The 23,359-nt window shown below is 64.9% G+C and carries 20 protein-coding genes and 1 pseudogene; 15 read left to right on the top strand and 6 right to left on the bottom strand.

What is annotated here, in order from left to right; translation table 11 throughout:
* The first annotated feature begins 108 nt into the window (after positions 1–108).
* The 6 genes from proB to ACR9ZN_RS26795 all read left to right on the top strand — a co-directional run bounded on the left by proB (position 109) and on the right by ACR9ZN_RS26795 (position 4,196).
* Positions 109–1,257 (top strand): glutamate 5-kinase, encoded by a 1,149-nt coding sequence (proB, locus tag ACR9ZN_RS26770; protein ID WP_434959448.1) that lies wholly within the window; start codon positions 109–111, stop codon positions 1,255–1,257.
* Positions 1,258–1,261: 4 nt separating this feature from the next.
* Entirely contained in the window at positions 1,262–1,699 is a 438-nt protein-coding gene (locus ACR9ZN_RS26775; protein WP_454812291.1) for a VOC family protein, read from the top strand.
* Between the two features lie 27 nt (positions 1,700–1,726).
* Positions 1,727–2,026, top strand: a complete 300-nt coding sequence (locus ACR9ZN_RS26780) for a hypothetical protein (protein WP_434959450.1) — start codon at positions 1,727–1,729, stop codon at positions 2,024–2,026.
* A gap of 53 nt (positions 2,027–2,079) precedes the next feature.
* Positions 2,080–2,661, top strand: a complete 582-nt coding sequence (locus ACR9ZN_RS26785) for a class I SAM-dependent DNA methyltransferase (protein ID WP_481273623.1) — start codon at positions 2,080–2,082, stop codon at positions 2,659–2,661.
* Between the two features lie 67 nt (positions 2,662–2,728).
* Complete coding sequence (locus ACR9ZN_RS26790) at positions 2,729–3,622, top strand: helix-turn-helix transcriptional regulator (protein ID WP_454812295.1); 894 nt, start codon at positions 2,729–2,731, stop codon at positions 3,620–3,622.
* A gap of 34 nt (positions 3,623–3,656) precedes the next feature.
* On the top strand, positions 3,657–4,196 hold the full coding sequence (locus ACR9ZN_RS26795) for a YbhB/YbcL family Raf kinase inhibitor-like protein (protein WP_454812296.1): 540 nt from the start codon (positions 3,657–3,659) through the stop codon (positions 4,194–4,196).
* A gap of 21 nt (positions 4,197–4,217) precedes the next feature.
* Here the strand turns inward: ACR9ZN_RS26795 and ACR9ZN_RS26800 are convergent, their stop codons facing one another.
* The 3 genes from ACR9ZN_RS26800 to nhaA form a co-directional block, all read right to left on the bottom strand.
* On the bottom strand, positions 4,218–5,120 hold the full coding sequence (locus ACR9ZN_RS26800; RefSeq protein WP_454812298.1) for a DMT family transporter: 903 nt from the start codon (positions 5,118–5,120) through the stop codon (positions 4,218–4,220).
* Positions 5,121–5,187: 67 nt separating this feature from the next.
* Entirely contained in the window at positions 5,188–6,222 is a 1,035-nt protein-coding gene (locus ACR9ZN_RS26805) for an aspartate-semialdehyde dehydrogenase (RefSeq protein ID WP_434959455.1), read from the bottom strand.
* Between the two features lie 101 nt (positions 6,223–6,323).
* On the bottom strand, positions 6,324–7,487 hold the full coding sequence (gene nhaA / locus ACR9ZN_RS26810) for a Na+/H+ antiporter NhaA (RefSeq protein ID WP_481273624.1): 1,164 nt from the start codon (positions 7,485–7,487) through the stop codon (positions 6,324–6,326).
* Positions 7,488–7,879: 392 nt separating this feature from the next.
* On the opposite strand from nhaA, the pseudogene ACR9ZN_RS26815 reads away from it, so the two are divergent.
* From ACR9ZN_RS26815 to ACR9ZN_RS26825, 3 genes and pseudogenes are all read left to right on the top strand, one after another.
* Positions 7,880–9,423: pseudogene (locus ACR9ZN_RS26815) on the top strand (OpgD/OpgG family glucan biosynthesis protein).
* Between the two features lie 369 nt (positions 9,424–9,792).
* Entirely contained in the window at positions 9,793–12,576 is a 2,784-nt protein-coding gene (locus tag ACR9ZN_RS26820; protein ID WP_481273625.1) for a DNA translocase FtsK, read from the top strand.
* 310 nt (positions 12,577–12,886) lie between these two features.
* A complete protein-coding gene (locus ACR9ZN_RS26825) occupies positions 12,887–13,999 on the top strand; it encodes a DUF4272 domain-containing protein (protein ID WP_481273626.1) in 1,113 nt (370 codons plus the stop codon).
* 34 nt (positions 14,000–14,033) lie between these two features.
* Here ACR9ZN_RS26825 and ACR9ZN_RS26830 read toward each other — a convergent pair whose 3' ends face one another.
* On the bottom strand, positions 14,034–14,471 hold the full coding sequence (locus ACR9ZN_RS26830; protein WP_434959460.1) for an Lrp/AsnC family transcriptional regulator: 438 nt from the start codon (positions 14,469–14,471) through the stop codon (positions 14,034–14,036).
* Between the two features lie 138 nt (positions 14,472–14,609).
* Here ACR9ZN_RS26830 and ACR9ZN_RS26835 point away from each other — a divergent pair, with 138 nt between their 5' ends.
* Both ACR9ZN_RS26835 and ACR9ZN_RS26840 read left to right on the top strand, forming a co-directional pair.
* Positions 14,610–17,660, top strand: coding sequence for an aminotransferase class III-fold pyridoxal phosphate-dependent enzyme (locus tag ACR9ZN_RS26835; protein WP_481273627.1), 3,051 nt, complete (start codon positions 14,610–14,612; stop codon positions 17,658–17,660).
* 91 nt (positions 17,661–17,751) lie between these two features.
* The gene (locus ACR9ZN_RS26840; RefSeq protein WP_434959462.1) at positions 17,752–18,525 is read left to right on the top strand and encodes a transporter substrate-binding domain-containing protein; all 774 of its coding nucleotides are present in this window, start codon (positions 17,752–17,754) and stop codon (positions 18,523–18,525) included.
* An 87-nt stretch (positions 18,526–18,612) separates the two neighbouring features.
* On the opposite strand, the gene eda is transcribed toward ACR9ZN_RS26840, so the two are convergent.
* Positions 18,613–19,254, bottom strand: a complete 642-nt coding sequence (eda, locus tag ACR9ZN_RS26845) for a bifunctional 4-hydroxy-2-oxoglutarate aldolase/2-dehydro-3-deoxy-phosphogluconate aldolase (protein ID WP_434959463.1) — start codon at positions 19,252–19,254, stop codon at positions 18,613–18,615.
* Entirely contained in the window at positions 19,251–20,198 is a 948-nt protein-coding gene (locus ACR9ZN_RS26850) for a PfkB family carbohydrate kinase (RefSeq protein ID WP_454812311.1), read from the bottom strand. Before ACR9ZN_RS26850 ends, eda begins: the two co-directional genes overlap by 4 nt.
* Positions 20,199–20,405: 207 nt before the next feature.
* Between ACR9ZN_RS26850 and ACR9ZN_RS26855 the strand changes: the two genes are divergently transcribed.
* From ACR9ZN_RS26855 to ACR9ZN_RS26870, 4 genes are all read left to right on the top strand, one after another.
* Positions 20,406–20,597, top strand: coding sequence for a twin transmembrane helix small protein (locus tag ACR9ZN_RS26855; protein WP_434959465.1), 192 nt, complete (start codon positions 20,406–20,408; stop codon positions 20,595–20,597).
* A gap of 106 nt (positions 20,598–20,703) precedes the next feature.
* On the top strand, positions 20,704–21,033 hold the full coding sequence (locus ACR9ZN_RS26860) for a hypothetical protein (RefSeq protein ID WP_434959466.1): 330 nt from the start codon (positions 20,704–20,706) through the stop codon (positions 21,031–21,033).
* Positions 21,034–21,438: 405 nt separating this feature from the next.
* The gene (locus ACR9ZN_RS26865) at positions 21,439–22,023 is read left to right on the top strand and encodes a cob(I)yrinic acid a,c-diamide adenosyltransferase (RefSeq protein WP_481273628.1); all 585 of its coding nucleotides are present in this window, start codon (positions 21,439–21,441) and stop codon (positions 22,021–22,023) included.
* Positions 22,024–22,167: 144 nt separating this feature from the next.
* A complete protein-coding gene (locus ACR9ZN_RS26870; RefSeq protein ID WP_441773350.1) occupies positions 22,168–23,355 on the top strand; it encodes a lytic murein transglycosylase in 1,188 nt (395 codons plus the stop codon).
* Positions 23,356–23,359: the final 4 nt, after the last annotated feature.

Raw genomic sequence — 23,359 nt, forward strand, 5'->3', positions numbered from 1 at the left:
CTGCATCGTGTTTGCGCTTGTCGAACGGCGATTGCCGCATTAGGCCGTGTTATCAGGCATGGTGGCGTTGCCACCGCGCCTCCCGCCACGCTTCAGCTCCGTCTCGCCATGCCCGAACTCAGTTCCTTCCGTCGCATCGTCGTCAAGATCGGTTCCTCCCTGCTGGTCGATCAGGCCAAGGGGAAGCTGCGCCGCGAATGGCTGGCTTCCCTGGTGGCCGATCTCGCCCGTCACACTGAGCGCGGTGCTCAGGTGATCGTGGTCTCCTCGGGCGCCATCGCGCTGGGGCGCACGCTGCTGCAACTGCCGAAAGGGCCGCTCGCGCTGGAATCGAGCCAGGCAGCGGCAGCGGTCGGCCAGGTCGGTCTGGCGCAGGCCTGGGCCGAGACCCTGGGGGCGCAAGGCCTGACAGCAGCCCAGATCCTGGTCACGCTCGGCGATACCGAGGAGCGCAAGCGCTATCTCAACGCTCGCCGCACCATCGACAAGCTCCTGGAAATGCATTGCGTGCCTGTGGTGAACGAGAACGACACCGTCGCCACCACCGAGATCCGCTATGGAGACAATGACAGGCTGGCCGCACGGGTGGCCACCATGGCGGGGGCAGACTGCCTGGTGCTGCTCTCCGACATCGATGGCCTCTATACCGCGCCGCCGCATCTGGACCCCGCCGCCACCCTGATCCCGGTGGTGCAGCGCATCACTGCTGCGATCGAGGGCGTGGCTGGGGATGCCGGCTCCGAGCTCTCGCGCGGGGGCATGCGCACCAAGGTGGAAGCGGCCAAGATCGCCGTGGGCGGCGGCACCACCATGGTGATCGCTTCGGGCAAGGTCGATTCGCCCCTGCTGCGCATCGAGGAAGGCGGGCCCTGCACCTGGTTCCTGACACCCTCCAATCCCGTTACCGCTCGCAAGAAATGGATCGCCGGCCATCTCGAACCGCGCGGCACGCTGCATGTGGATGCCGGCGCCGCCAAGGCGCTGCGGGGCGGCGCAAGCCTGCTCCCGGCCGGGGTGAAGCGGGTGGAAGGCACCTTCTCGCAGGGCGATGCCGTGATCATTCGCGATCCCTCCGGCGCCGAAGTCGGCCGCGGCCTGGTGGCCTACGATATCGGCGAAGCCGCCCAGATCGCCGGCAAGAAGAGCCGCAGCATCGAGGATATCCTCGGCTGGGCCGGCCCGAGCGAGATGATCCATCGCGACGACATGGCGCTGTTCAGCCGCTTTGAGGACCTCAGCACCGTGACGGTGGAGTAGGGCGGTGATCTCGCACACCTTCCTCGGCGTCCGTGATTTCGACACGGCCTTCCGCTTCTACGAGGCGGTGCTCGGGGAACTCGGACTGGTGCTGCGCTTTCGCGAGGACGAACCTCCCAATCAACGCTCCAATCAACGCTCCAATCAACGCTCTTGGGCAGGCTGGATCAGGCCGGGCGCCTCGCGCCCGATCTTCCTGATCGGGCGGCCCTTTGATGGGCAGGCGCCGGCGCCTGGCAACGGTCCGATGATCGCGCTGCTGGCTCCCGATCGGCCGGCGGTTGAGCGGGCCTGGCAAGCAGCCCTTAACCATGGCGGCACGAGCGAGGGTGCACCCGGGCTGCGGCCCGAGTATCATGTCCATTATTACGGTGCCTATTTCCGCGATCTCGACGGCAACAAGCTCTGCGTATGCTGCCACGACGCCGTTGTGGAAGAATAGGCCTCCCACCTCGTTCAAGGACAGTTCATGCTCCGTCTCTGCACGCTTTTCGCCCCCCTGGCCATGCTGGGCGCCTGTTCCACGACGCCGCCAAAGGTGGAGACGGTGACGCGCGGGCTGGAGCGGCCTCTCGTGGCCTGCCGCACCCAGCAGCATGTCGGCACGCTGCATGCCTCCGGGGAGAAGTTCCAGCGCGAGTTCGACAACCACATGGCCGATGGCCGTTGCCGCCGCTTCACGGCCGGGCAGAAGGTGCGCGACCGCACCAAGACCAGCTTCGTCGACCCGGGCAACGGCGTGCGCTACTATATCTACCAGGGCGGCTGAGGCTGCCGTCTGCGCCATCAGGCAAAACAATGGGCGGCCCCGCAGACCAGGTCGTGAGCCTTTATGAAGCCCACGCCGGTGCCTGGGACGAATTGCGGCGCCGCCATTTTCCCGAAATCACCTGGCTCGATCGCTTTCAGGCGCTTCTGCCTGCCGAGAGAGCGTCGGTCCTCGATATCGGCTGTGGAGCCGGTGAACCGATCGCCCGCCATTGTATCGAACGGGGGCATCGGGTCACCGGCCTGGATGCCGCTCCGTCCCTGGTCGAACTCTGCAAGGCGCGCTTCCCGGCCCATGATTGGCTGGTTGGGGACATGCGAACATTGGCGCTCGGGCGGACTTTCGACGGCATCATCGCCTGGAACAGCTTTTTCCATCTGCCTCCGGAAGACCAGCGGGGCATGTTCCCGATCTTCCGCCGCCATTCGAATCCGAAGGCGGCACTGATCTTCACCAGCGGCACCGGGCGTGGCGAGGCAATCGGCGCCTTCCAGGGCGCGCCGCTCTATCACGGCAGCCTGGACCCGGGAGACTATCGCGGGCTGCTGGAGACCAATGGCTTTGATATCGTCTCACATATGGTGGAGGATCCCGATTGCGGCGGGTCGACAATCTGGTTCGCCCGGCTCGCCTGAACCGGTATTTAGCTTTTGAAGCCATATTCCCGGATGGCCGCCGCTGCTTTGATACGGGGCGAGAAGCGTGAGCAACATCGACACCTCCCAGGATGATCTGGCGCTGGGTCGGACGATCCGTTCGCGGTCCGGCATCGGCAGCGTGGCGGAGGTCGTGCAGCATGCCTCTCTCTTATGCCGCAGGCTCGCCTCCGACGGTCCCGGTCTGGTGCTGGTCGAGAGCGGCCGCAAGATCATCCGCAGCGGTGATGTGGAGCTGACGGCATCCGTCGGCCAGGTGGTGCTCGTGCCGGATGGCTGCGACTTCGACGTGATCAACGAGCCGGCCGCCGATGGCCCCTATCGCGCCCTTGCCCTGAATTTCGCTCCCGGTCTCGCTCGTGAATTCCAGGCCGGCGGCGCACCGCCCCTCCGCAGGATTGAGGTTCTCACTGATTCGCCGGCCGCGTTCCGGCTGGCCTGTGACGTAGCCATCCGAGCCATCGCGGATCGGGATGCCTTGCCTGAGCCGGTGGCCGCTGCCCGTGTCCGCGAGATACTGCTCTGGCTCGACGGCTTCGGCTATCGCTTCGAGCAGCCTGGCGGCGACGATCTCGTGGTGCGTCTGCGCCGGATGCTGGTGGCCGAGCCTGCCCGTTCATGGCGCGCGGCCCCTGTCGCCTCTTCGATCGGCATGAGCGAGCCGAGCCTGCGCCGCCATCTCGCGGAACGAGGCACCAGCTTCACCGACCTGCTCATCGATGTCCGCATGACGGCGGCGCTCTATCTGCTGCAGTCGACAGACCAGCCGGTCACGCAGATTGCCCTCGATGTCGGCTATGAGTCGGCGTCGCGCTTTTCCGTGCGGTTTCGCAATCGCTTTGGTTTTGCGCCCAGTGAGATCAGGGGGCATCATCGCGACTTTGAGCGAAACGGCACGAAATTTGAGCTGGACGGCGCTGCCGCGATCATAGCGGGATGACAGGATGGCTTCCCTGAACGAAGGAAGCTTGATCATGAAACACATCCTGGCCGGCGCCTTGGCGCTGGGACTGGCCGCGACCCAGCCGGCCTCAGCTTTTGAACTGACCAGCACCGACATTGGCGAGGGCGCTACCCTCACCAAGGCACAGGTGTCCAATGTCTTTGGCTGTTCGGGCGGAAACGTCTCGCCCGCTTTGAGCTGGAAGGATCCGCCTGAAGGCACCAAGAGCTATGCGGTGACGCTCTACGATCCCGACGCGCCGACGGGGTCGGGCTGGTGGCACTGGATCGTGTTCGACATCCCGGCCTCGGCGACATCCCTGCAGTCTGGCGCTGGGGATGGCAAGTCGCTGCCGTCGGGCGCCGTGCAGGGGCGCAACGATGCGGGCATGCCCGCCTTCATGGGGGCCTGCCCGCCGCCGGGCCCGGCCCATCGTTATATCCTGACGATCACCGCGCTGAAGGTGGCCAAGCTCGATCTGCCCGCCACTGCCAGTGGCGCCATGATCGGCTTCATGGTCCACGCCAATGCCCTGGCCTCGGCCACGCTCACGGCGACCTATGGGCAGTAGAGCGAGCGAGGCACGGCCCTCTTATCCCTTGTTGGCTACCGCCACGCCGAGCGCTGCGATGGCGAGGCCGGCGATCTGGAGGGGCGTGAGCGCCTCTGAGAACATGCCCCAGGCCATCAAGGCGGAGACGCCGGGCACGAGATAGAGCAGGGCCGCGACCTGGGCGACCGCGCCGCGCTTGATCAGTACCATCAGGAGCAGGATGGCGCCGATCGACATGCCGAAGACGGACCAGATCAGGCCCGTCCAGGCGGCGGCGGAGGCCCAGTCGAACTGACCGCTCTCGGTCAGCAGGCCACCGATGACGATCGGCACCATGGCGCCGGCATATTGCACGGCGGTGTTGGTGGCGAGATCGGTCCCGCGACCGCGGCGTTTCTGCCAGATGGTGCCGAGCGTGATCGCCACCATGCCGAGGGTGCAGACGGCGAGCGGCAGGAGCGGAATGCCGCCGTCGCCACCAGCCCCGAGCTTGGGAACCAGGGTCAGTCCCGCGCCGACAGCACCGATGACGATGCCGAGCGCGCGCCTGCCCGAGACTTCTTCCCCAAGCAAGGGCTTGGACAGCAGGCCGGTGAGCAGCGGCTGCAGGCCGGCGATGAGGGCCGATATGCCCGAGGGCAAGCCGTGCGACACCGACCAGAACACGCCGCCGAGATAGAGGCCATGGATCAGAAAACCAGCGACGAGGGCATCCAGCCAGGCCCGGCCGCTCTGGGGCCAAGAGGCACCGCTCCACAACGCATAGAGGCCGAGCAGCAAGCCCGCCGCCACGAAGCGCAGACCGAGAAAGGTCAGGGGCTCGGCGTGTGGCGCTACCAGCCGTGCCGTGACGAAGCCTGTCGACCATAGGGGTACGAACAGGGCCGCCAGCACGGAGGAGGGCAAAGCGGGGCGGTGAGCGGCGGAATCGGCGCTGGACATGATCGCTCTCGAAAAAACAAAAGCCGCCGCCCGGTTGCCCGAACGGCGGCTTTCAAACCTCAGACCCTCAGGCCGCCTTCTTCTTGGCCCGAAGCAGCTTGCGGTTGATCAGCACCTCGGCGATCTGGATCGCGTTGAGCGCGGCACCCTTGCGCAGATTGTCGGAGACCACCCACATGTCCAGGCCGTTCTCCACCGTGATGTCCTCGCGGATGCGCGAGATATAGGTGGCATCCTCGCCGGAAGCCTCGTAGGGCGTGATGTATCCGCCGGGCTCACGCTTGTCGATCACCAGGCAGCCCGGCGCCGAACGCAGGATGTCGCGGGCTTCGTCGGCCGTCACCGGCTTCTCGAACTCGATGTTCACGGCTTCCGAATGGGAGATGAACACTGGCACGCGCACGCAGGTCGCGGTCAGCTTGATCTTGGGGTCGAGGATCTTCTTGGTCTCGGCCACCATCTTCCACTCTTCCTTCGTGTACCCGTCCTCCATGAAGACATCGATATGCGGGATCACGTTGAAGGCGATGCGCTTGGGGAACTTCTTGGTTTCGATCGCACCGTTGACATAAATAGCCTTGGTCTGGGCGAAGAGCTCGTCGAGACCCTCCTTGCCCGCGCCGGAGACCGACTGGTAGGTGGCGACGACGACGCGCTTGATACCGAAGCGATCATGCAGGGGCTTCAGCGCCACCACGAGCTGGGCGGTGGAGCAGTTGGGATTGGCGATGATGTTCTTCTTGGTAAAGCCGACGATGGCGTCGGCATTCACTTCCGGAACGATCAGCGGCACGTCGGCGTCGTAGCGCCAGGCTGAGGAGTTGTCGATGACGACGCAGCCCTGCGCGCCGATCTTCGGCGACCATTCCTTGGACACGTCGCCGCCGGCCGACATCAGGGCGATGTCGGTATCGGAGAAGTCATAGGTCGCAAGGTCCCGCGTTTTCAGCGTTTTGTCGCCATACGAAACTTCCGTGCCCAGGCTGCGGCGCGAAGCCAGTGCAACCACCTCATCGGCGGGGAATGCCCGCTCGGCCAGAATGTTCAGCATTTCGCGGCCCACATTGCCTGTGGCGCCCACGACGGCGACCTTGTAACCCACTGTCTTAAGTCCTTCTCCGTGAATTGTCGGATGTACAACCGATCCCATATGGGGACGGCGCGCTGGAATATCATTGTGCGCCGCCGCATGCAATTGAACGTTTAATGTTCTGCCTTCGTGGTTCGGAGCAAGATTGCGCCAAACACGGCCGAGAGGATCGAGCCCAGCAGCACGCCGATCTTGGTTTCGTCGAGCAGGGTGGGCGCATTGGCGTAGGCGAGGCCACCGATGAACAGGCTCATGGTGAAACCGATGCCGCAGAGCAGTGCCACGCCATAGAGATGGCGCCAATTGGCGTTGGCCGGCAGTTCGGCCCAGTTCATCCGGATGGCGAAGGCTGCGAAGATGAAGACGCCGATCTGCTTGCCGACGAACAGACCGAGCGTGACACCGAGGGTGACCGGATCGGCGAGACTGCCGAGTGACAGGCCGCCGAGGGCGACACCGGCATTGGCGAAGCCGAAGATCGGTACGATCAGATAGGTCACCCAGGGGTGCAGCCCGTGCTCGAGCTTGTGCAGCGGGGTGTGGTCGTGTTCATGCCCGCCCTTGCGGCGCAGGGGAATGGTGAAGGCCAGGGCCACGCCGGCTAAGGTGGCGTGCACGCCCGACAGATAGGTCAACACCCACAACACGGCGCCGAGCGCAAGATAGGCGGGCAGGAAGGTGACGCCGCGCCGGTTCATGATGGCAAGCACCACCAAGATTGCGAACGCGCCGTTGAGCATCCAGATGTTGAGCGAGGCGGTATAGAACACCGCGATGATCACCACCGCGCCGAGGTCGTCGATGATGGCCAGCGCGGTCAGGAAGATCTTCAGCGAGGCCGGCACGCGCGGGCCGAGCAAAGCGAGCACGCCGAGGGCGAAGGCGATATCGGTGGCGGAGGGGATGGCCCAGCCCTGCAGCGTGCCTTCGGCCCGCCAGTTGACCGCCACGAAGATCAGGGCCGGCACCACCATGCCGCCGATCGCCGCGATGCCCGGCAGGGCCCGTCGCGGCCAGCTCGACAATTGGCCGTCCAGCACCTCGCGTTTGATCTCCAGGCCGACCAGCAGGAAGAACAGGGCCATCAGCCCGTCATTGATCCAGTGCAGCAGGCTGAGGCCGCCGACATAGCGATGGAGCGTGTGGAAATAGGCTTCGCCCAGCGGTGAATTGGCCACGATCAAGGCAAGCGCCGCCACCGCCATCAGGATGATGCCGCCGGCCGCCTCGGTGGCGAGGAAGCTCCTGAGAAAGGATGGGCGGCGGGTCTGAGGCATGAATCAGGGTCCTTACAGTTCGGGAAACCCGTCTCAGGCTGCGCATTTCCCAGGAATCGTCGGAGTATCCTGAAAGGGTAGAAAAAACCCGCCGCAATTGACAGCGTTTTCGGGAGGGTTCGGTGTGACGGTCTTCAGACCGGCATTTGCAAATCGGATATCCCGCACAGGGCGTCCATTGGTGCGCGCGATGCCGGTCCAAAGACCGGCCCACTGCATTTCTATGCCCTATTCGGCGAAGAATGCCTGCGATCCTTAGGGAACAGCACCCTCGCCGCGTCATTTTTGCAACAAAATCCAGCCATTTTGGCAGGGCCCAATTCCTGCAACGTGAAATTGCAGCCGTGACTGTCTTCATCGATGTTTCGGCCTTGAAATGGGAATGCTTTGAAATGGACCTCACCAGACGTGCCACCCTGCAACTGGCCGGAACGGCCTGTGCGAGCCTGGCGAGCGGATGGGGCAGCGCCCTGGCGGCGACGGATGCCTTTGGCCCGGAGACGGTGATCGCCAAGGCGAGGGAGTTGGCGGGCAAGCCCTATGTCGGCCCGGGCGAAGCCCTGCCGGAGAGCCTGAAGGGGCTGAGCTATGACGATTTCCGCCGCATCAATTTTCGCACCGACCGCACCCTGCTGCGGGATGGCGGCTCGAATTTCGGCCTGCAGCTTTTCCATCGCGGCAGCATCTTCAAGCATCAGGCCCGGGTGAATCTGGTGGCCAATGGTGTGGTCACGCCCTTGTTCTATTCGCCCGATCTGTTCGATTTCGGTGACAGGGGACCGCCTCAGGGCCTGCCGACCTCGCTGGGCTTTGCCGGCATCCGCCTGCTTTATCCGCTCAATCACAGCGGCAAGATGGATGAACTCGCCGCCTTCCTGGGCGCCAGCTATTTCCGCTTCCTCGGCAAGGGCCAGCATTACGGTCTGTCTGCACGCGGTCTTTCGCTGGGTTCGGGCGGACCGGGGAAGAATTTCCCGATTTCGTCGAATTCTGGGTCGAGACTCCGGCAGCGGGCCAGGGCAGCATCGCCGTGCATGCCCTGCTGGACGGCCCCTCCGTCACCGGCGCCTATCGCTTTACCTTCGAACCGGGTACCGGCGACGACGTTGCGGTGCAGGCCACGCTCTTCGCACGCAAGGACCTCAAGGAGATGGGCCTGGCGCCGCTGACCTCAATGTTCCTTTATGGCGAAAATACCCTAAATCGCCCGCGGGATTTCCGCCCCGAAGTGCATGATTCCGATGGCCTGGCCATCCAGTCCGAGGGCGGGGAATGGTTGTGGCGCCCGCTGCGCAATCCCACGCGCAATTCCGTCGCCAATTTCTTTTCCAAGGACATCAAGGGCTTCGGCCTGATCCAGCGTGACCGCGCCTTCGGCAACTATCAGGATCTCGAGGCCCTCTACGACAAGCGCCCCGGCTATTGGGTCGAGATGAAGAACCGGCTCGGGCAGGGGCGCGTGGTGCTGGTGGAACTGCATTCGAACGCCGAGACCGACGACAATGTCGTGGCTTCCTGGGTGCCGGACATCCAGCCCAAGGCCGGCAGCGAGACGCAGATTTCCTATGTCATCCATGCCGTCTCGAGCCCGCTGCACCAGGGCGGCCAAGTCTACGCCACGTTCGAGACCCACAATGCCGCCGCCACCACGGTCGGCAAGCCCAACGTCACCCGCTTCCTGATCGATTTCGTCGGCGACCGGCTTGGAGATGTCGCCCTCGACGTCAGCAAGGTCGAACTGGTGATCTGGGGCTCCAGCGGCACGGTGTCGAACCCGGTGGTGGTGGCCAATCCCGCCATTAACGGCGTACGCGCCAGCTTCGATGCCGAGCCGCCGCCCGGCGAAGATATCGACCTGCGCGCCTTCCTGCGTCTGGGCTCGGAGACGCTGACGGAAACCTGGACCTACCGGCTCGATTCGGCGCAGCCAGCGTGATGGAGTGGAGCGCGGACACGCTGCGCGGGTGAAGAAGAGGCGGACAAGATGTCCGCGCTCCGAGGGGCACCAAATTTACGCCGTATAAACCATCCCGGTAACTTCCGGTTCCGATGGGGGAAGGGGAGGCTCATGTCCCGGGTGCGCGGACGTCTCGTCCACCTCTTGGAAACGCTGCACATGGTGGGAAAACGGCACAAAAAGACCGCCGCCCAACCGCGAATAGGCGCTGCCTTGCCATAAACCGGCCCTTAACCCGCCTTGCCTAGCGTGAGCCTGGGCTAGTGGTGTTGCGTTCCCGTCAGATTTCCGTGAGGACATCTCGATCCGATCCGGATTGCCGCACCTTGCAACTTTGAGGTTACGGCAATGCGGACCATGCGACGCGGCTTTGCACAAAGCTACGCTCTTCCCGACGAACTGAAGAGCATGCTGACGCGCAGGCTGAACGAACTGCTCGGCATGGCGCTGATCGGCCTGTCGGGGCTGGCCGCGATCGCGCTGGCGACCTGGTCGGTGCAGGATGCCAGCTACAACCATGTCGGCGGCGCCCTGCCGATCCGCAACTGGCTCGGCTTTTCCGGTGCCGTCACCGCCGATTTCCTCACCCAGATGTTCGGCATTGCCTCGATCGCGCTGCTGGCGCCGATCGCCTTCCTTGGCTGGCGCCTGCTGGCGCACAAGGCCTTCGATTCCCAGCGCATGCGTCTGATCTGTCTGGTGGGGGGCGTTCTTTTGGCGGCCGGCTTTTTTTCGGGCCTGCCGGTCACCTCGCGCTGGCCGTTGCCCACGGGCCTGGGTGGCGCCGTCGGCGACTGGGTGTTCTATCTGTTCACGCCGCTGTTCTTTGCCGGCAAGTCGGTGATCGGCCAGGCCGTGCTGACGCTGGCGCTCGGCTTCGCTGCCTTCTCCACCCTGGCGATCGCCGCCGGCTTCTTCTTCCAATATCGTGAAGAGGAGCGCCCGGCGCCGGAAATGCCGATGCGCATCCGCGGCCAGCCGCGCCGCATGAGCGAGGAGGAGGACGAGGACGACGAGCGTTCTGCCGTGCTCGGGGCCCTGATGCATTGGGGCCTGATGGCCAAGAGCGCGCTCTTTCGCAAGCGCGTCAAGGTCACGCCCAGCCGGATCGACCGCCAGCGTCTGGATCGCAATGGTCGCGAGCCGCCGATGTACCGTCCCGGCGGCATCTCCGACCTTTTCGCCCGTGTGAAGGCTGCCGCCCATCTGATTGCCCGTCCCGTCTCCGCGCAGGCCGAACCCGAGCCCGCGCGCCGCGAGCCGGCCTTTATGCCTCGCACCGCCCCGCGCGCCGATGCCAGGCGCCCGCATGAGGCTGTTTCGCTTGACGGCGAGGAATTGCCCGAGGCGATCGATCAATATTCCGGCAGCCAGCCGAACTATCGGCCCTATGACGACGACGACGATCTGCCGCCGTTGCAGCCGCAGCGCCGGCCCCTGATCAGCGCCGAGGAAGCCGCGCGCCGGATCGAGCCCGCGATCACCACGACGCGGGTAGCGCAGCCGAGCGCGGCGGTGAAGCCGGGCAAGCGCCTGATGCGCGAGAGCGAGCCCGACTTTCCTTTCGAGCATCGCTACGAACTGCCGCCGCTATCCCTGCTGAGCGAGCCGCGCAAGCAGAGCGGCGTCGGCGTCTCCCAGGAAGCGTTGGAGCAGAATGCCCGCCTGCTCGAGGGCGTGCTGGAGGATTTCGGCGTACGCGGCGAAATCATCAATGTGCGCCCCGGGCCGGTGGTGACGCTCTATGAGCTCGAGCCCGCCGCCGGCATCAAGGCTGCGCGCGTGATCGGCCTCGCCGACGACATTGCCCGCTCGATGTCGGCGCTGTCGGCCCGCGTCGCCGTGGTGCCTGGCCGCAACGTCATCGGCATCGAGCTGCCCAATTCGAAGCGCGAAATGGTGTATTTCCGTGAGCTTCTGGCCTCGGAAGACTTCGAGAGGTCGAAGTTCAAGCTGGCGCTGGCGCTGGGCAAGACCATCGGCGGCGAGCCGGTGATGGCTCAGCTTGAGAAGATGCCCCATCTGCTGGTGGCCGGCACCACCGGCTCGGGCAAGTCGGTCGCCATCAACACCATGATCCTGTCGCTGCTCTACCGGTTGAAGCCGGAGGAGTGCCGCATGATCATGGTCGATCCCAAGATGCTCGAACTCTCCATCTATGACGGCATCCCCCATCTGCTGGCGCCCGTCGTCACCGACATGAAGAAGGTGGTGCTCGCGCTCAAATGGGCAGTGCGCGAGATGGAAGAGCGCTACAAGAAGATGGCCAAGCTCGGCGTGCGCAACATCGACGGCTATAATCAGCGTGCCGCCGAGGCCAAGGCCAAGGGCGAGACGGTGCTGCGCACGGTGCAGACCGGCTTCGACAAGGAGACGGGCCAGGCCCTTTACGAACAGGAGGAGATGGACCTCTCGCCGGTGCCCTATATCGTCATCATCGTCGACGAAATGGCCGACCTGATGATCCAGGAGGGCAAGAACGTCGAAGGGTCGATCCAGCGTTTGGCCCAGATGGCGCGCGCCGCCGGCATCCATCTGATCATGGCGACGCAGCGCCCGTCGGTCGACGTCATCACCGGCACGATCAAGGCCAACTTCCCCACCCGCATTTCCTTCCAGCTCGCCAGCAAGATCGACAGCCGCACCATCATAAGCGAGCAGGGCGCCGAGCAGCTCCTCGGCCAGGGCGACATGCTGCACATGGCCGGCGGTGGGCGTATCTCGCGCGTGCACGGCCCCTTCGTCTCCGACGAGGAGGTGGAGAAGGTAGTCACCCATCTCAAGGCCCAGGGCCGGCCTGACTATCTCGACTCCGTCACCGCCGACGAGGACGATTCAGGCGACGACGATGCCGCCGACGGTGCCGTGTTCGACAAGACCGCGATGGGTGCCGAAGAGGGCGGCGATCTCTACGACCAGGCGCTCAAGGTGGTGATGCGCGACAAGAAGTGCTCGACCTCCTACATCCAGCGCCGCCTGCAGATCGGCTACAACCGCGCCGCCTCGCTGGTGGAACGCATGGAGAAGGAAGGCATCGTCGGCCCGGCCAACCACGCCGGCAAGCGCGAGATCCTGGTCTACAGCCGTGACGTGCGGAACGGCGAGGAGGAAGCCGGGGAGGAAGAGGAATAGGAGGCCGGTGCACGGGGTATCACGGCAACCGGATTGCATGTGGCGAAGCCCGTTCCTCCGATCCGCACCGCAGCGATTCCAGGAACGGGCACGATGCCCGTATACCGGGAGGGATGGCGCGACCAGCCTTATTCGTTTCGGCTGACAGGCCTGGAATCGCAAGCCCCCCAGAGGAGGCTAGCCACCAGATCGAACGGCGCCCTGTATCCCGGGGAACCTGAGCATGGCGCAATCGCCAAATCCTGCTTGACCTGAGTCGATTGGCCTGCTGCCGTCGCGATATGAAATTCGACGGCGGGAGGCGCGGCGGTTGGGCATTCTTTCTCGGATTTTCGGGCGCGGCGCGGCAAAACCCGCCATGGAGGTTGAGGCGGAGGCAGATGACGAACCTTGGCTCGTCAATGCCTATGCCACTTTGCGCGAATTGCCGCCGCTCGACTTTCCGCATCAGCTGATCAACCGGCGCGACCTGTCCGATCCCGAGATGGCCGGCCATCTCGAAGGTTTTGCCGGCTATGTCCTCGGCCGCGGCGATGGCAGGATGACGGCGCTGCGCTATCACCTGTGGCGCCATATCCAGCGTGTGCGCAACCAGGCGAGCTTCACCGTTGCCGATGACGACTTGCCGGCGATGGGGAACTGGGCGCGTCGGGCCAATGCCGTGCTGTTCCTGCCCGACGGCTCGGTGTGTACACCCGAAATGGATGTTCTGATGGCGGCCGATGGCGACGCCGATGTGGATGCTGCCTTGCCCTATCCACCCGATGCGTTGGAGCGTCGGGCACGCACGCTTGCGGGGCTGGATGGCTTTACCCCCAAGCCCCCCGGCGGCATGCCGCCCGCTCTCGGCGTTGGGGAATATGCGCAGCGGCCGGCGAGCGAGGTTCTGCAACGCGCCCTTGCCTTGGTCTGCGTGGCGGTACAGGGCGAGTCGGTCGGCGCCGGCCAGGGGAGCTTGCTGGCCCAGTTGCGTGAGCGCAATCCCGCCGGCATCGCGGCACTGACCCCAAAGGAAACGGCCTTCATCAAGGCTGCCGAGCCCGACCGTGAGGCGGCCATGGCCATGAGCTGGCGCTACGAGGCCCTCAACGTGCTGGCCTGGGCCCTGTCGCTCGAGGGCGCGGAACTTGGCCCGGCCGACCGGCCGGCTGATGCCGCTGCCCTGTCGCAAACGATGCTGGAGGCGGCGCATGACGATGCCCTACCTGGACGTGCCAGCCTGCGGCCGGCCGAAGCGATACTCGAGGCACTCGATCTGACCTGGCGCCAGCACTGGATCGTCAGGCAGGCCCAGCAGAGTGGCACCGCCGTGGCGGGCCTCAACGCCGACATCGTGATGGAACGCCATTTCGCCCTCAATTGGCTGACCGGCTTTCATAATCCGCCCGGTACGGCCTGGGACGATACGGATACGCCCACCTGAGGGGAAGGGATGCCCGGGCACCCGGAAAACGCCGTCACCCCGTCCTGTCGATGTCGCGCCGCAGCACGATCGCGGTGGTGAGGTCGTCGACCTCCTCGAGCAATGCGACGCTGTCGCGGATGGTGTTGAGGCGGCCGATCGAGGGGGCCTCGACCTCGACGACGAGGTCGAGCTGGCCGCCGATCGAGGAGACGCGCCTGACCTCCGGATAGGCGGCGAGCTGGTCGAGCACGCGGGGGGCGGGGGTTCGCACCAGGTTGATCATCAGGAAGGCGCCGACCGTGCCCTCGTCGAGCGAGCCGACATCGGCGCGGTAGCCGCGGATGATGCCGGCCTTTTCCAGCATCAGCACGCGCTCGCTGGTGGCGCTGCGTGACAGCCCGATGCGGCCCGCCAGGGTTTTCAGCGGAATCTTGGCATCGCGCGTCAGGATGCTGAGAATGGCGCGGTCTTTGTCGTCGAGATCCTTCATCGCGGCCTTTCATAGCCGCCGACGGATTGCCGGTCAAAGCCGGCAAACGTCCGGTCGAACCGGCCGATAAACGGATGCCTCGCCGGACGGTCCGGGTGAAGCTTGGCGCCATCGTAGCCTCGCCGAAAAGCTGTTTCCATGACCGATCTCACTCATCCCGCGCCCTCCCTGTCTCCAGCCGAGGCGCAAGCGATCGCGCGGGACATTTTTGGCGTCGAGGGAGACATCAGCCCTCTCGCCAGCGAGCGCGACCAGAATTTCCGCATCGTCGTGCCGGGCGAGCCGGGCTTCGTGCTCAAGATCGTCAATGCGAGCGAGCCGCAGGAGCAGAGCGACTTCCAGACCGCCCTGCTCGAGCATCTCGCCGAGCATGCGCCGGGTCTCTCCGTGCCTCGGCTCAAGCGCACGCGTGGCGGAAAAGCCCTTGCCGAAATTGAGGCTGAAGGCGGTCCGTTCCGGGCGCGCATGGTGCATTGGCAGCTCGGCGAGCCGCTTGCCAAGGCGGAGCGTACGCTCGAGACCCTCGCCGATCTCGGGCGCGTGCTCGGTGAGCTCGACCGCGCCATGCAGGGCTTCATCCATCCTGGCGCGCTCCGGACCTTCGAGTGGGACATTCGTACGGCGGGCCAGTCGCGCCAGCGCCTCGATTTCGTCATCGATCCTGAAAAGCGGGCCTTGCTGACCCGCTTCCTCGACCGTTTCGACGCGAAGGTGGCGCCGAGCCTGCCGGCCCTGCGCGCCGCCGTCATCCACAACGACGCCAATGACTGGAACGTGCTTGTCGATGCAGATGGCTCGGGCCGCGTCGCCGGGCTGATCGATTTCGGTGATGCCCTGCATTCCCTGCTGATCGCGGAAGTCGCCGTCGCCTGCGCCTATTCGATCCTCGATCTTCCCGATCCGATCGGGGCCGCCGCCGCCATCGTCGCCGGCTTCCACGGCGCCTATCCGTTGCAGGAGCAGGAGATCGACGTCCTCTTCGACCTGATCGCCATGCGCCTCGCCACCAGTGTGACGATGTCGGCCCAGCGTCACGACAAGGTCGCGGACAATCCCTATCTCACCGTCAGCGAAGCCCCGGCCTGGGCGCTGCTGCAGCGGCTCGATGCCATCAACCCGGTCTTCGCGACCGCGATCCTGCGCCAGGCCTGCGGCTTTGATGCCGTGCCGGGCTCCAGGGCCGCGATCGGCTGGATCCGCGCCGAGGCCAAGCGCTTCCGCTCCGTCCTGTCGCAGCATCCGGCCCGGATGCGTAAGGGGCTGGTGCCTTATGGCGACCCGGCCAATCCCATGACCGTGGCCTCGGCGGCCGAAGAGCCGGGGAAGGCGACAGCCTGGTGGGATGCACATTGCCAGAGCGAGGGCATCGATCTCGGCATCGGTCCCTGGGGCGAAGAACGCACCGTCTACACCAGCCCGATGTTCGAATCCCGCCTGATAGCGGGCACGCGGCGCACGCGCCATCTCGGCCTCGATCTCTTCCTGCCTGCCGGCACCAAGCTGTTCACGCCCCTCGCCGCGACGGTGAAGGAAGTCGTGATCGAGACCGAGGCGCTCGGCTATGGCTGTCTGATCAAGCTCGAACATCGGCCGGAGGGCTGCCCGCCCTTCGTCAGCCTCTGGGGTCATCTGGCCCATGAGGCGGTCGGGCGCCTTGAGCCGGGCGACCGCCTGGAAGCCGGCGACCTCGTCGGTGAAATGGGTGCACCGAGCGAGAATGGCGGCTGGGCGCCGCATCTGCACCTGCAGCTTTCAACCGCGACCGGTCTCACGGCCACCGAGATCCTCGGCGTCGGCGAAGCGCCCTATCTGCCTGTATGGGCCGAGCTATTCCCTGATCCGGCCGATTTCGCCGGTGTACCGCCCGAGACCTTCCACCAGAGCGGCCGCAGCCGCGAGGCGATCGTGGCCGAGCGCAAGCGCGGGCTGCTGCCCAACCTCTCGATCTCTTATCAGGAGCCGATCAAGTTCGTGCGCGGCGAGGGCGTTTGGCTGATCGACGATCGCGGCCGGGCCTATCTCGACTGCTTCAACAATGTCTGCCATCTCGGCCACGCCCATCCCGAGGTGGTGGAGGCTCTGGCGCGGCAGGCTGGAATCCTCAACACCAATACGCGCTATCTGCACGACAACATTGTTGCTTATGCCGAAAGGCTCACCGCCACGCTGCCCGGCGACCTGACGGTGGCGAGCTTTGCCTGCACCGGCAGCGAGGCCAACAGCCTGATGCTGCGCATGGCCCGCACCCATACCGGCCGGGACGAGGCGATCGTGCTGGACTGGGCCTATCATGGCACCACCCAGGCCCTGATCGACCTCAGCCCCTACAAGTACAAGCGCAAGGGCGGCGAGGGCCGCAAGGCGCATGTCTTCGAGGCGGCCATCCCCGACAGCTATCGTGCCCCGGCGGACTGGCCGGTGGAGGAGATCGCCAGCCGCTATGCGCAGAGCGTGGCCGAGCAGATAGATGAGATGAAGCGGCAGGGCAAGGCGCCCGGCCTGTTCATGGCCGAGTCCATCCCCAGCGTCGCCGGCCAGGTCTTCCTGCCGGAGGGCTATCTGAAGCAGGTCTACGCCATGGTGCGGGCGGCCGGAGGCCTGTGCGTCGCCGACGAGGTGCAGGTCGGCTTCGGGCGCGTCGGCAGCCATTGGTGGGCCTTCGAGCTGCAGGACGTGGTGCCCGACATCGTCACCATGGGTAAGCCGATCGGCAACGGCCACCCAATGGCCGCTGTGGTGACGACCAAGGACGTCGCCGCCTCCTTCAACAACGGCATGGAATATTTCAACACCTTCGGCGGCAATCCGGTTTCCTGTGCCGTCGGTCTTGCCGTGCTCGACGTGATCGAGCGTGAGGATCTGCGCGCCAATGCGCTCGGGATGGGCGACTATCTCCTGGCCCGTTTCCGCAAACTGCAGGAGCGGTACGAGATCATCGGCGACGTGCGCGGGCAGGGGCTCTTCCTCGGCATCGAGCTGGTCACCGACTGCAAAACCAAGGAGCCGGCGACCGAATTCGCACGGGCTGTCAACAACGGCGCGCGCCGGCGCGGCGTGCTGATGGGCACCGAGGGGCCGCATGACAACGTCCTCAAGCTGCGCCCGCCAATGATCTTCGCCAAGGCCGATGCCGATCTGCTCATGGAGGTCCTGGAAGAGACCTTCGAGGAGGTAGCGGCGCGGAGATAGGGGAGAAGGCTTTTGTCAACCGCTATCCGACACCAAGACGACCCGGATGCCTCGAATGTATTCGGGAAAAACCAGAGAGAGGATACCTGCCATGAAGACCAAGACGCTCGCGACACTGCTCGCCGGCGCGGCTATGATCGCCGTCACCGCCACGGCCCAGGCCGATCCCGTGAAGGTCGGTATCGCTGCCGAACCCTACCCGCCGATCGCCTATAAGAATGCCTCGGGCGAGTGGGAAGGCTTTGCGCTCGACTATGCCAAGGCGGTGTGCAAGACCGCGAAGCTCGACTGCCAGATCACGCCCATGGCCTGGGACGGCATGATGCCGGCTCTGCAGGCCGGCAAGATCGATGTGATCTGGGGCTCGATGTCGATCACCCCGGAGCGCCAGAAGCAGATCGCCTTCACCCTTCCGATCTACAACACACCATCCGTGTTCATCGGCAACAAGGCCGACAAGTTCGACTTCGGCTCCGGCGGCCTCGCCGGCAAGAGCATCGGCGCGCAGGTGAGCACCATCCATGCCGCCTATATCGAGAAAGCCCATCCGGAGGCGACCCTGAAGGTCTACAGCCAGCAGGATACCGCCAATTCGGACCTGGCGGCCGGGCGCATCGACCTGATCATCGGCGATGCCGTGGGCATGCAGGGCTTCCTCACAAGCTCTGACGGTGCCTGCTGCGAGGTCAAGGACTTCCCCAAGGATCCGAGCTTCGATACCGGCATCGGCGGCGGCATGCGCAAGGACGACACCAAGCTGAAGGCGGCCTTCGACGACGCCATCCGCGCCATCTACAAGAATGGCGAATTCGAACCGATGGCCAAGAAATATTTCAAGTTCGAGGTTGGCACGCCGCCGAAGTGAAATAGAGACACCATTATTCCCGGATACGCGGGTGTCACGGCATGCATGGTGCTGCGATGTCCGCGCATCCGGGAATCTTCCTTCCTCTCATCCCTCGGCGGCGGTGCGCGCCGCCTTGAAGATGGCGGCCTGCTGTCGCAGGCAGGGTGAGCCGGGCGTGTGGCGCGAGGGCAGCATCCAGGAGCCGCCGACGGCGACGATGTTGCGCACCGCGCCATAGGCCGGCAGCAGGGTCGTATCGATGCCGCCGGTGGTGACGAAGCCCGCGCCCTCGAAGATGTTGGCGTAGTCAGCCAGCACGGCAGGGCCGTTGGAGGCCTCCGAGGGATAATATTTCATCAGCGTATAGCCATATTCGTAGGCCTGCATCGTCTCCGAGGCCGTCTGCACGCCGGGGATATGCGGGAGGCCACTGCCCGCCACCAGCGCTTGAAGAGCGGGCGTGAGGCCGGGGCTGACCGTGAAATCCGCGCCGGCGTCGAGGGCGAGGCGCACATGGCTCGCCAGCAGCATGGTGCCGGCACCGAACAGACAATGGGGATGGCGTGCCTTGGCCGCCTTGAGCGCTGCTGGGGCCTCAGGCGTCCGGAAAAGGATCTCGATCACTGGCGCACCCGCCGCCACCAGGCCATCGATGTCGGCGAGGCCCTCGTCCGGATCCTTGATCGCCATCACCGGCAGGATCGGGGTTTCGGCGAGGCAGGCCCGCAATTCGGCAATGGTCGTCATCTTTCCTCCAGACCTGTTTTTTTCAAACTCGACAGCATCGCCTCCACCTCGGTCCGGTCGGGCGTGCCCAGCCGCCCGCCGAAGCTGCGGCATTTCAGGGCGGCGGCGACATTGGCGAAGGCGATGGCGCGTGGGATGTCGGTGCCCTCGGCGATAGCGAGAGTGAAGGCGCCGTGGAAGACGTCGCCAGCCGCCAGCGTGTCAACCGCATCAACCGCAGGTGGGCGCAACTGCTCGATCCGGTCACTTTCGCGATCGAGCCAGAAGCAGCCCTCCGGGCCGGCGGTGACGGCGAGGAATCCGCCAAAACGTCCGGCCAGCGCGCGCAGGGCCTCACTGGGGCTCGAAGCACCACTTAGCGCCAGCGCTGCCGGTTCGGAGAAAACGACATGGCTCGCCAGCGCAGCAAGGTCCACCGTCACGGCGGCGGGGCCGGTATCGGCATCGAGCACGGCGGGGCGGCCTGCGGCGCGTGCGGCTTTCAGCACGGCGGCCGCGCCTTCGGGCCATCGTATGTCGACGAGGGCGGCATCTGCGCGGGCGACCAGTTCGAGCGGTAGCCAGGACGGATCCTGGCCGAGCGCTGGATCATAATAGGGCACCACCAGCCTCTCACCATGACGGTCGACCAGCACGGTCGAGATCGGCGAGCGTGCGCCTTGCGCCCGACGGATGAAGCGGCAGTCGATGCCCGCTGCGCTGAGATCGGCGACGATACGCTCGCCGATGGCATCATCGCCGACACGCGAGAACAGCGCGCTGTGGCCACCGAGCCTGGCGATCGCGGCGGCGGCGCTGGCGGCCATGCCGTGGGCCACCTCGGTCACCCGGCTGGGCAGGACCTTGCCAGGACCGGTCGGCAGCGTGTCGAGCTGGAAGATCGAATCGAAGGACGAGGCGCCGCAGCACACCACATGCACGACCTTGCCGGCTGAATCGGGCACCCTTGTCTCCCTGCGCGATGAAGCTGTGTCATCGGACGAAGGGGGCCGCGGCGCGGTGTTCGAGCTGATGATCGCATTTGTCATAGCATTGCACCGGCCCGGGACGAAAGGCCACGCACGTAATCGGGCACAGTCAGGCCCGCGACTTTTTCGACCGTGCCCCAGATCGGTCTCGACGCGGGCTAAACGAGGGCATAGAACCGCCAGATGGCCAAGTTCTTCTATATTCTCGTGCCCTTCGCCATCCTGGCGGTTGCCATCGTGCTCGGCCTCGGCCTGCACAACATGCTCAAGGGCGGCGATGGCTGGCGTTCCCAGCGCCTGATGCAACTGCGCGTGCTGCTGCAGGCCGTGGCGATCGTCATCATCATGGCGGCGATCTATTTTGCTCACAAATAAGTGACGGAAATTTTCCTCAGGCCTGTCATGTCCTGAATATAGGCTTCATCTTACATTCAGATTTCGTAACGTAACCTCGGCTCGCGTATTAACCGAGGAACGATTCATGAAGAATTTTTTGAAGATTGCGTTGGCTTCATTGGTAATTGCTGCTCCATTGGCAAGCGCCCAGGCGCAAAATTTCTTTCCACGCGAACAACAGCAGCGTGACTGGAGAGATCATCGTTCCGGCACATGGGGTGGACAACACAGGGGGCCTGACCGTTATCCCAGGGGCTGGGGACCAAATCGCAGGCCTGATGGCGCCGGCTATTACCGCGGCTATCGCGGCTATCGTGACTACCGGCCCGGTTATCGTCGCAACCGCGACGGCTTGTGGTACCCGGCGGCAGCGTTCGCCCTTGGCGCCATTCTTGGCGGTGCTCTGAGCCAATGATCATATCAGGGATACGCGGCGGCCCGAGACTTCGTCGCGTCACCCGCATTGGCCAATGGAATCGCCCGATCAGAGCGCGATATTTCTTCCTTTTCCATGTAATTTTCTGATTCCATGGATAGCGCCGGAAGCATGGTTTCCCGCATTGCGCGGTCGGCGCCGTAAATCTCCCTGCGTTTACGTTTGAGTTACCTCCGCCCCCTACGGTCCGCCCGGCTGGCGCCTGTTGGGGATAACGTGGCGCTGGCAAAAGGCCCGGCCGGATGCTCTCCTGGCCGGGCCACTAACCGGACGGCAGGCGAGTGGGCGACGATTTTAGCCCCGGCGTTTCCCGGTCCCTGGATTGCTTCCTCGCGCTCGCAATGACAATGATCCCTGAAATCGAAACAGTGTCAGGCAAGCGCAATGGTTCGTCTCAACAAGATCTACACCCGTACCGGCGATGACGGCTCCACCGGTCTCGGTACCGGCGAACGCCGGTCCAAGGCCGATCTGAGGGTCGAGGCCTACGGCACGGTTGACGAGGCCAATGCCATGGTCGGCCTTGCCCGCCAATATTCCGGCCGCGAGGATGTCGATGTCGATGCCATGCTCGCCCGCATCCAGAACGATCTGTTCGATCTTGGCGCAGATCTATGCACGCCCGAGGGCGGCGAGAAGGAGATCACCTGGACGCCGCTGCGCATCGTGCAGGCCCAGGTCGACCGGCTGGAGCAGGAGATCGACGCCATGAATGCCGATCTTGCGCCGCTGAAAAGCTTCGTGCTGCCGGGCGGTACGCCCTGCGCCAGTTATCTGCACATGGCCCGCACCGTCAGCCGCAGGGCCGAGCGCGTGATGGTGGCGCTGTCGCAATCGGTGGGCGAGTTGGTTTCCGCCGAGGCACTCGCTTATGTCAACCGCCTCTCCGACCATCTGTTCGTAGCCAGCCGCTACCTCAACCACAAAGCAAGCGGCGACGTGCTCTGGGTACCCGGCGCAAACGGGTGAGCTCCCTTTTACCGCAAGGGGAGAAGGTATTTGCGCCCGCCTCCGTCATGTCCGCGCAATCATTGCGCGTAATTAATCCGGCCCCACCCCATTTCGGCCGGTTTGGCCATCTTTCATTTACCTTGATGAATCATGATCGAGGCCATGAAAAAGTCAGTCCTGCCCGCCCTTGCGCTGCTCGCCCTCTCGGCTCTGCCGGCGTCATCAGCTTCCTTCCAACAGTGCCTTTCAGCCATCGGCGCGCGCGCTGGTGCGGCGGGGGTATCGTCGTCCGTGATCAACCGGCAGTTCAGCGGCCTGCAGCCGGACATGACCGTGATCGATGCGATGAACAAGCAGCCCGAGTTCAAGACACCGATCTGGGACTACATGGCCTCGCTGGTCGATACGCAACGCGTGGCCGACGGCAAGCAGATGCTGGCCAAATATGGTTCGGTGCTTTCGGGCGTGCAGCGGCGCTATGGCGTCGACCCGGCCGTGGTGGTCGCGGTTTGGGGCGTCGAGTCCAACTACGGCGAGAGCAAGGGCACGCGCCCGCTGGTGCAGTCACTGGCCACGCTTTCCTGCTATGCCGGCCGCCGTCAGGCCTATTTCCAGGGTGAGCTCATCGCCACGCTGAAGATCATCCAGCGCGGCGACGTCAATCCCGATCATCTGGTTGGCTCCTGGGCCGGTGCCTTCGGCAATACCCAGTTCATGCCCTCGACCTTCCTGCGCCTCGCCGTGGACGGAGACGGCGACGGACGGCGCGATGTGGTCGATTCCGTGCCCGATGCACTCGCCTCCACCGCCAACTATCTGGCCCGGTCTGGCTGGGCTTCCGGCACGCGCTGGGGCTATGAGGTGCGCCTGCCGCCTGGCTTCAAGGCGGGGCTGGCCGGACGCACCAAGAAGCGCCCGCTCGGCTCCTGGGCCGCGATGGGCGTGACCCGTATCGATGGCGCTCCGCTGCAGGGCGGCAATGCCCGGGCTGCGATCCTGCTGCCGGCCGGACCGGAAGGGCCGGCTTTCGTGGTGTTCCGCAATTTCGATGCGATCTATTCCTACAACGCCGCCGAGTCCTACGCGCTGGCGATCGCTCATCTGTCCGACCGTATCCGGGGTGGAAGCCCCTTCGCAACGCCATGGCCAACCGATGATCCCGGCCTGTCGCGGGCGCAACGCAAGGAACTTCAGGCCCTACTGGCACGCAAGGGCTACGATGTGGGTACGCCCGACGGCTCGATCGGCAACAAGACCATCCAGGCGATACGCGATGTGCAGCGCCGGCTCGGCCTGCCGGTCACCGGCCACCCTGGGCTGAAGGTCCTGACGGCCCTGAAACGGGGTTGATCGC

The organism is Labrys sp. HAY1-8F (assembly GCF_056754975.1).

Bases quoted from the DNA above. Each gene is read 5' to 3' on its own strand.
- proB (WP_434959448.1), top strand. From the start codon at position 109: ATGCCCGAACTCAGTTCCTTCCGTCGCATCGTCGTCAAGATCGGTTCC.
- ACR9ZN_RS26780 (WP_434959450.1), top strand. From the start codon at position 1,727: ATGCTCCGTCTCTGCACGCTTTTCGCCCCCCTGGCCATGCTGGGCGCC.
- ACR9ZN_RS26795 (WP_454812296.1), top strand. From the start codon at position 3,657: ATGAAACACATCCTGGCCGGCGCCTTGGCGCTGGGACTGGCCGCGACC.
- ACR9ZN_RS26800 (WP_454812298.1), bottom strand. From the start codon at position 5,120: ATGTCCAGCGCCGATTCCGCCGCTCACCGCCCCGCTTTGCCCTCCTCC.
- nhaA (WP_481273624.1), bottom strand. From the start codon at position 7,487: ATGCCTCAGACCCGCCGCCCATCCTTTCTCAGGAGCTTCCTCGCCACC.
- ACR9ZN_RS26820 (WP_481273625.1), top strand. From the start codon at position 9,793: ATGCGGACCATGCGACGCGGCTTTGCACAAAGCTACGCTCTTCCCGAC.
- ACR9ZN_RS26830 (WP_434959460.1), bottom strand. From the start codon at position 14,471: ATGAAGGATCTCGACGACAAAGACCGCGCCATTCTCAGCATCCTGACG.
- ACR9ZN_RS26835 (WP_481273627.1), top strand. From the start codon at position 14,610: ATGACCGATCTCACTCATCCCGCGCCCTCCCTGTCTCCAGCCGAGGCG.
- ACR9ZN_RS26840 (WP_434959462.1), top strand. From the start codon at position 17,752: ATGAAGACCAAGACGCTCGCGACACTGCTCGCCGGCGCGGCTATGATC.
- eda (WP_434959463.1), bottom strand. From the start codon at position 19,254: ATGACGACCATTGCCGAATTGCGGGCCTGCCTCGCCGAAACCCCGATC.
- ACR9ZN_RS26855 (WP_434959465.1), top strand. From the start codon at position 20,406: ATGGCCAAGTTCTTCTATATTCTCGTGCCCTTCGCCATCCTGGCGGTT.
- ACR9ZN_RS26860 (WP_434959466.1), top strand. From the start codon at position 20,704: ATGAAGAATTTTTTGAAGATTGCGTTGGCTTCATTGGTAATTGCTGCT.
- ACR9ZN_RS26865 (WP_481273628.1), top strand. From the start codon at position 21,439: ATGGTTCGTCTCAACAAGATCTACACCCGTACCGGCGATGACGGCTCC.
- ACR9ZN_RS26870 (WP_441773350.1), top strand. From the start codon at position 22,168: ATGAAAAAGTCAGTCCTGCCCGCCCTTGCGCTGCTCGCCCTCTCGGCT.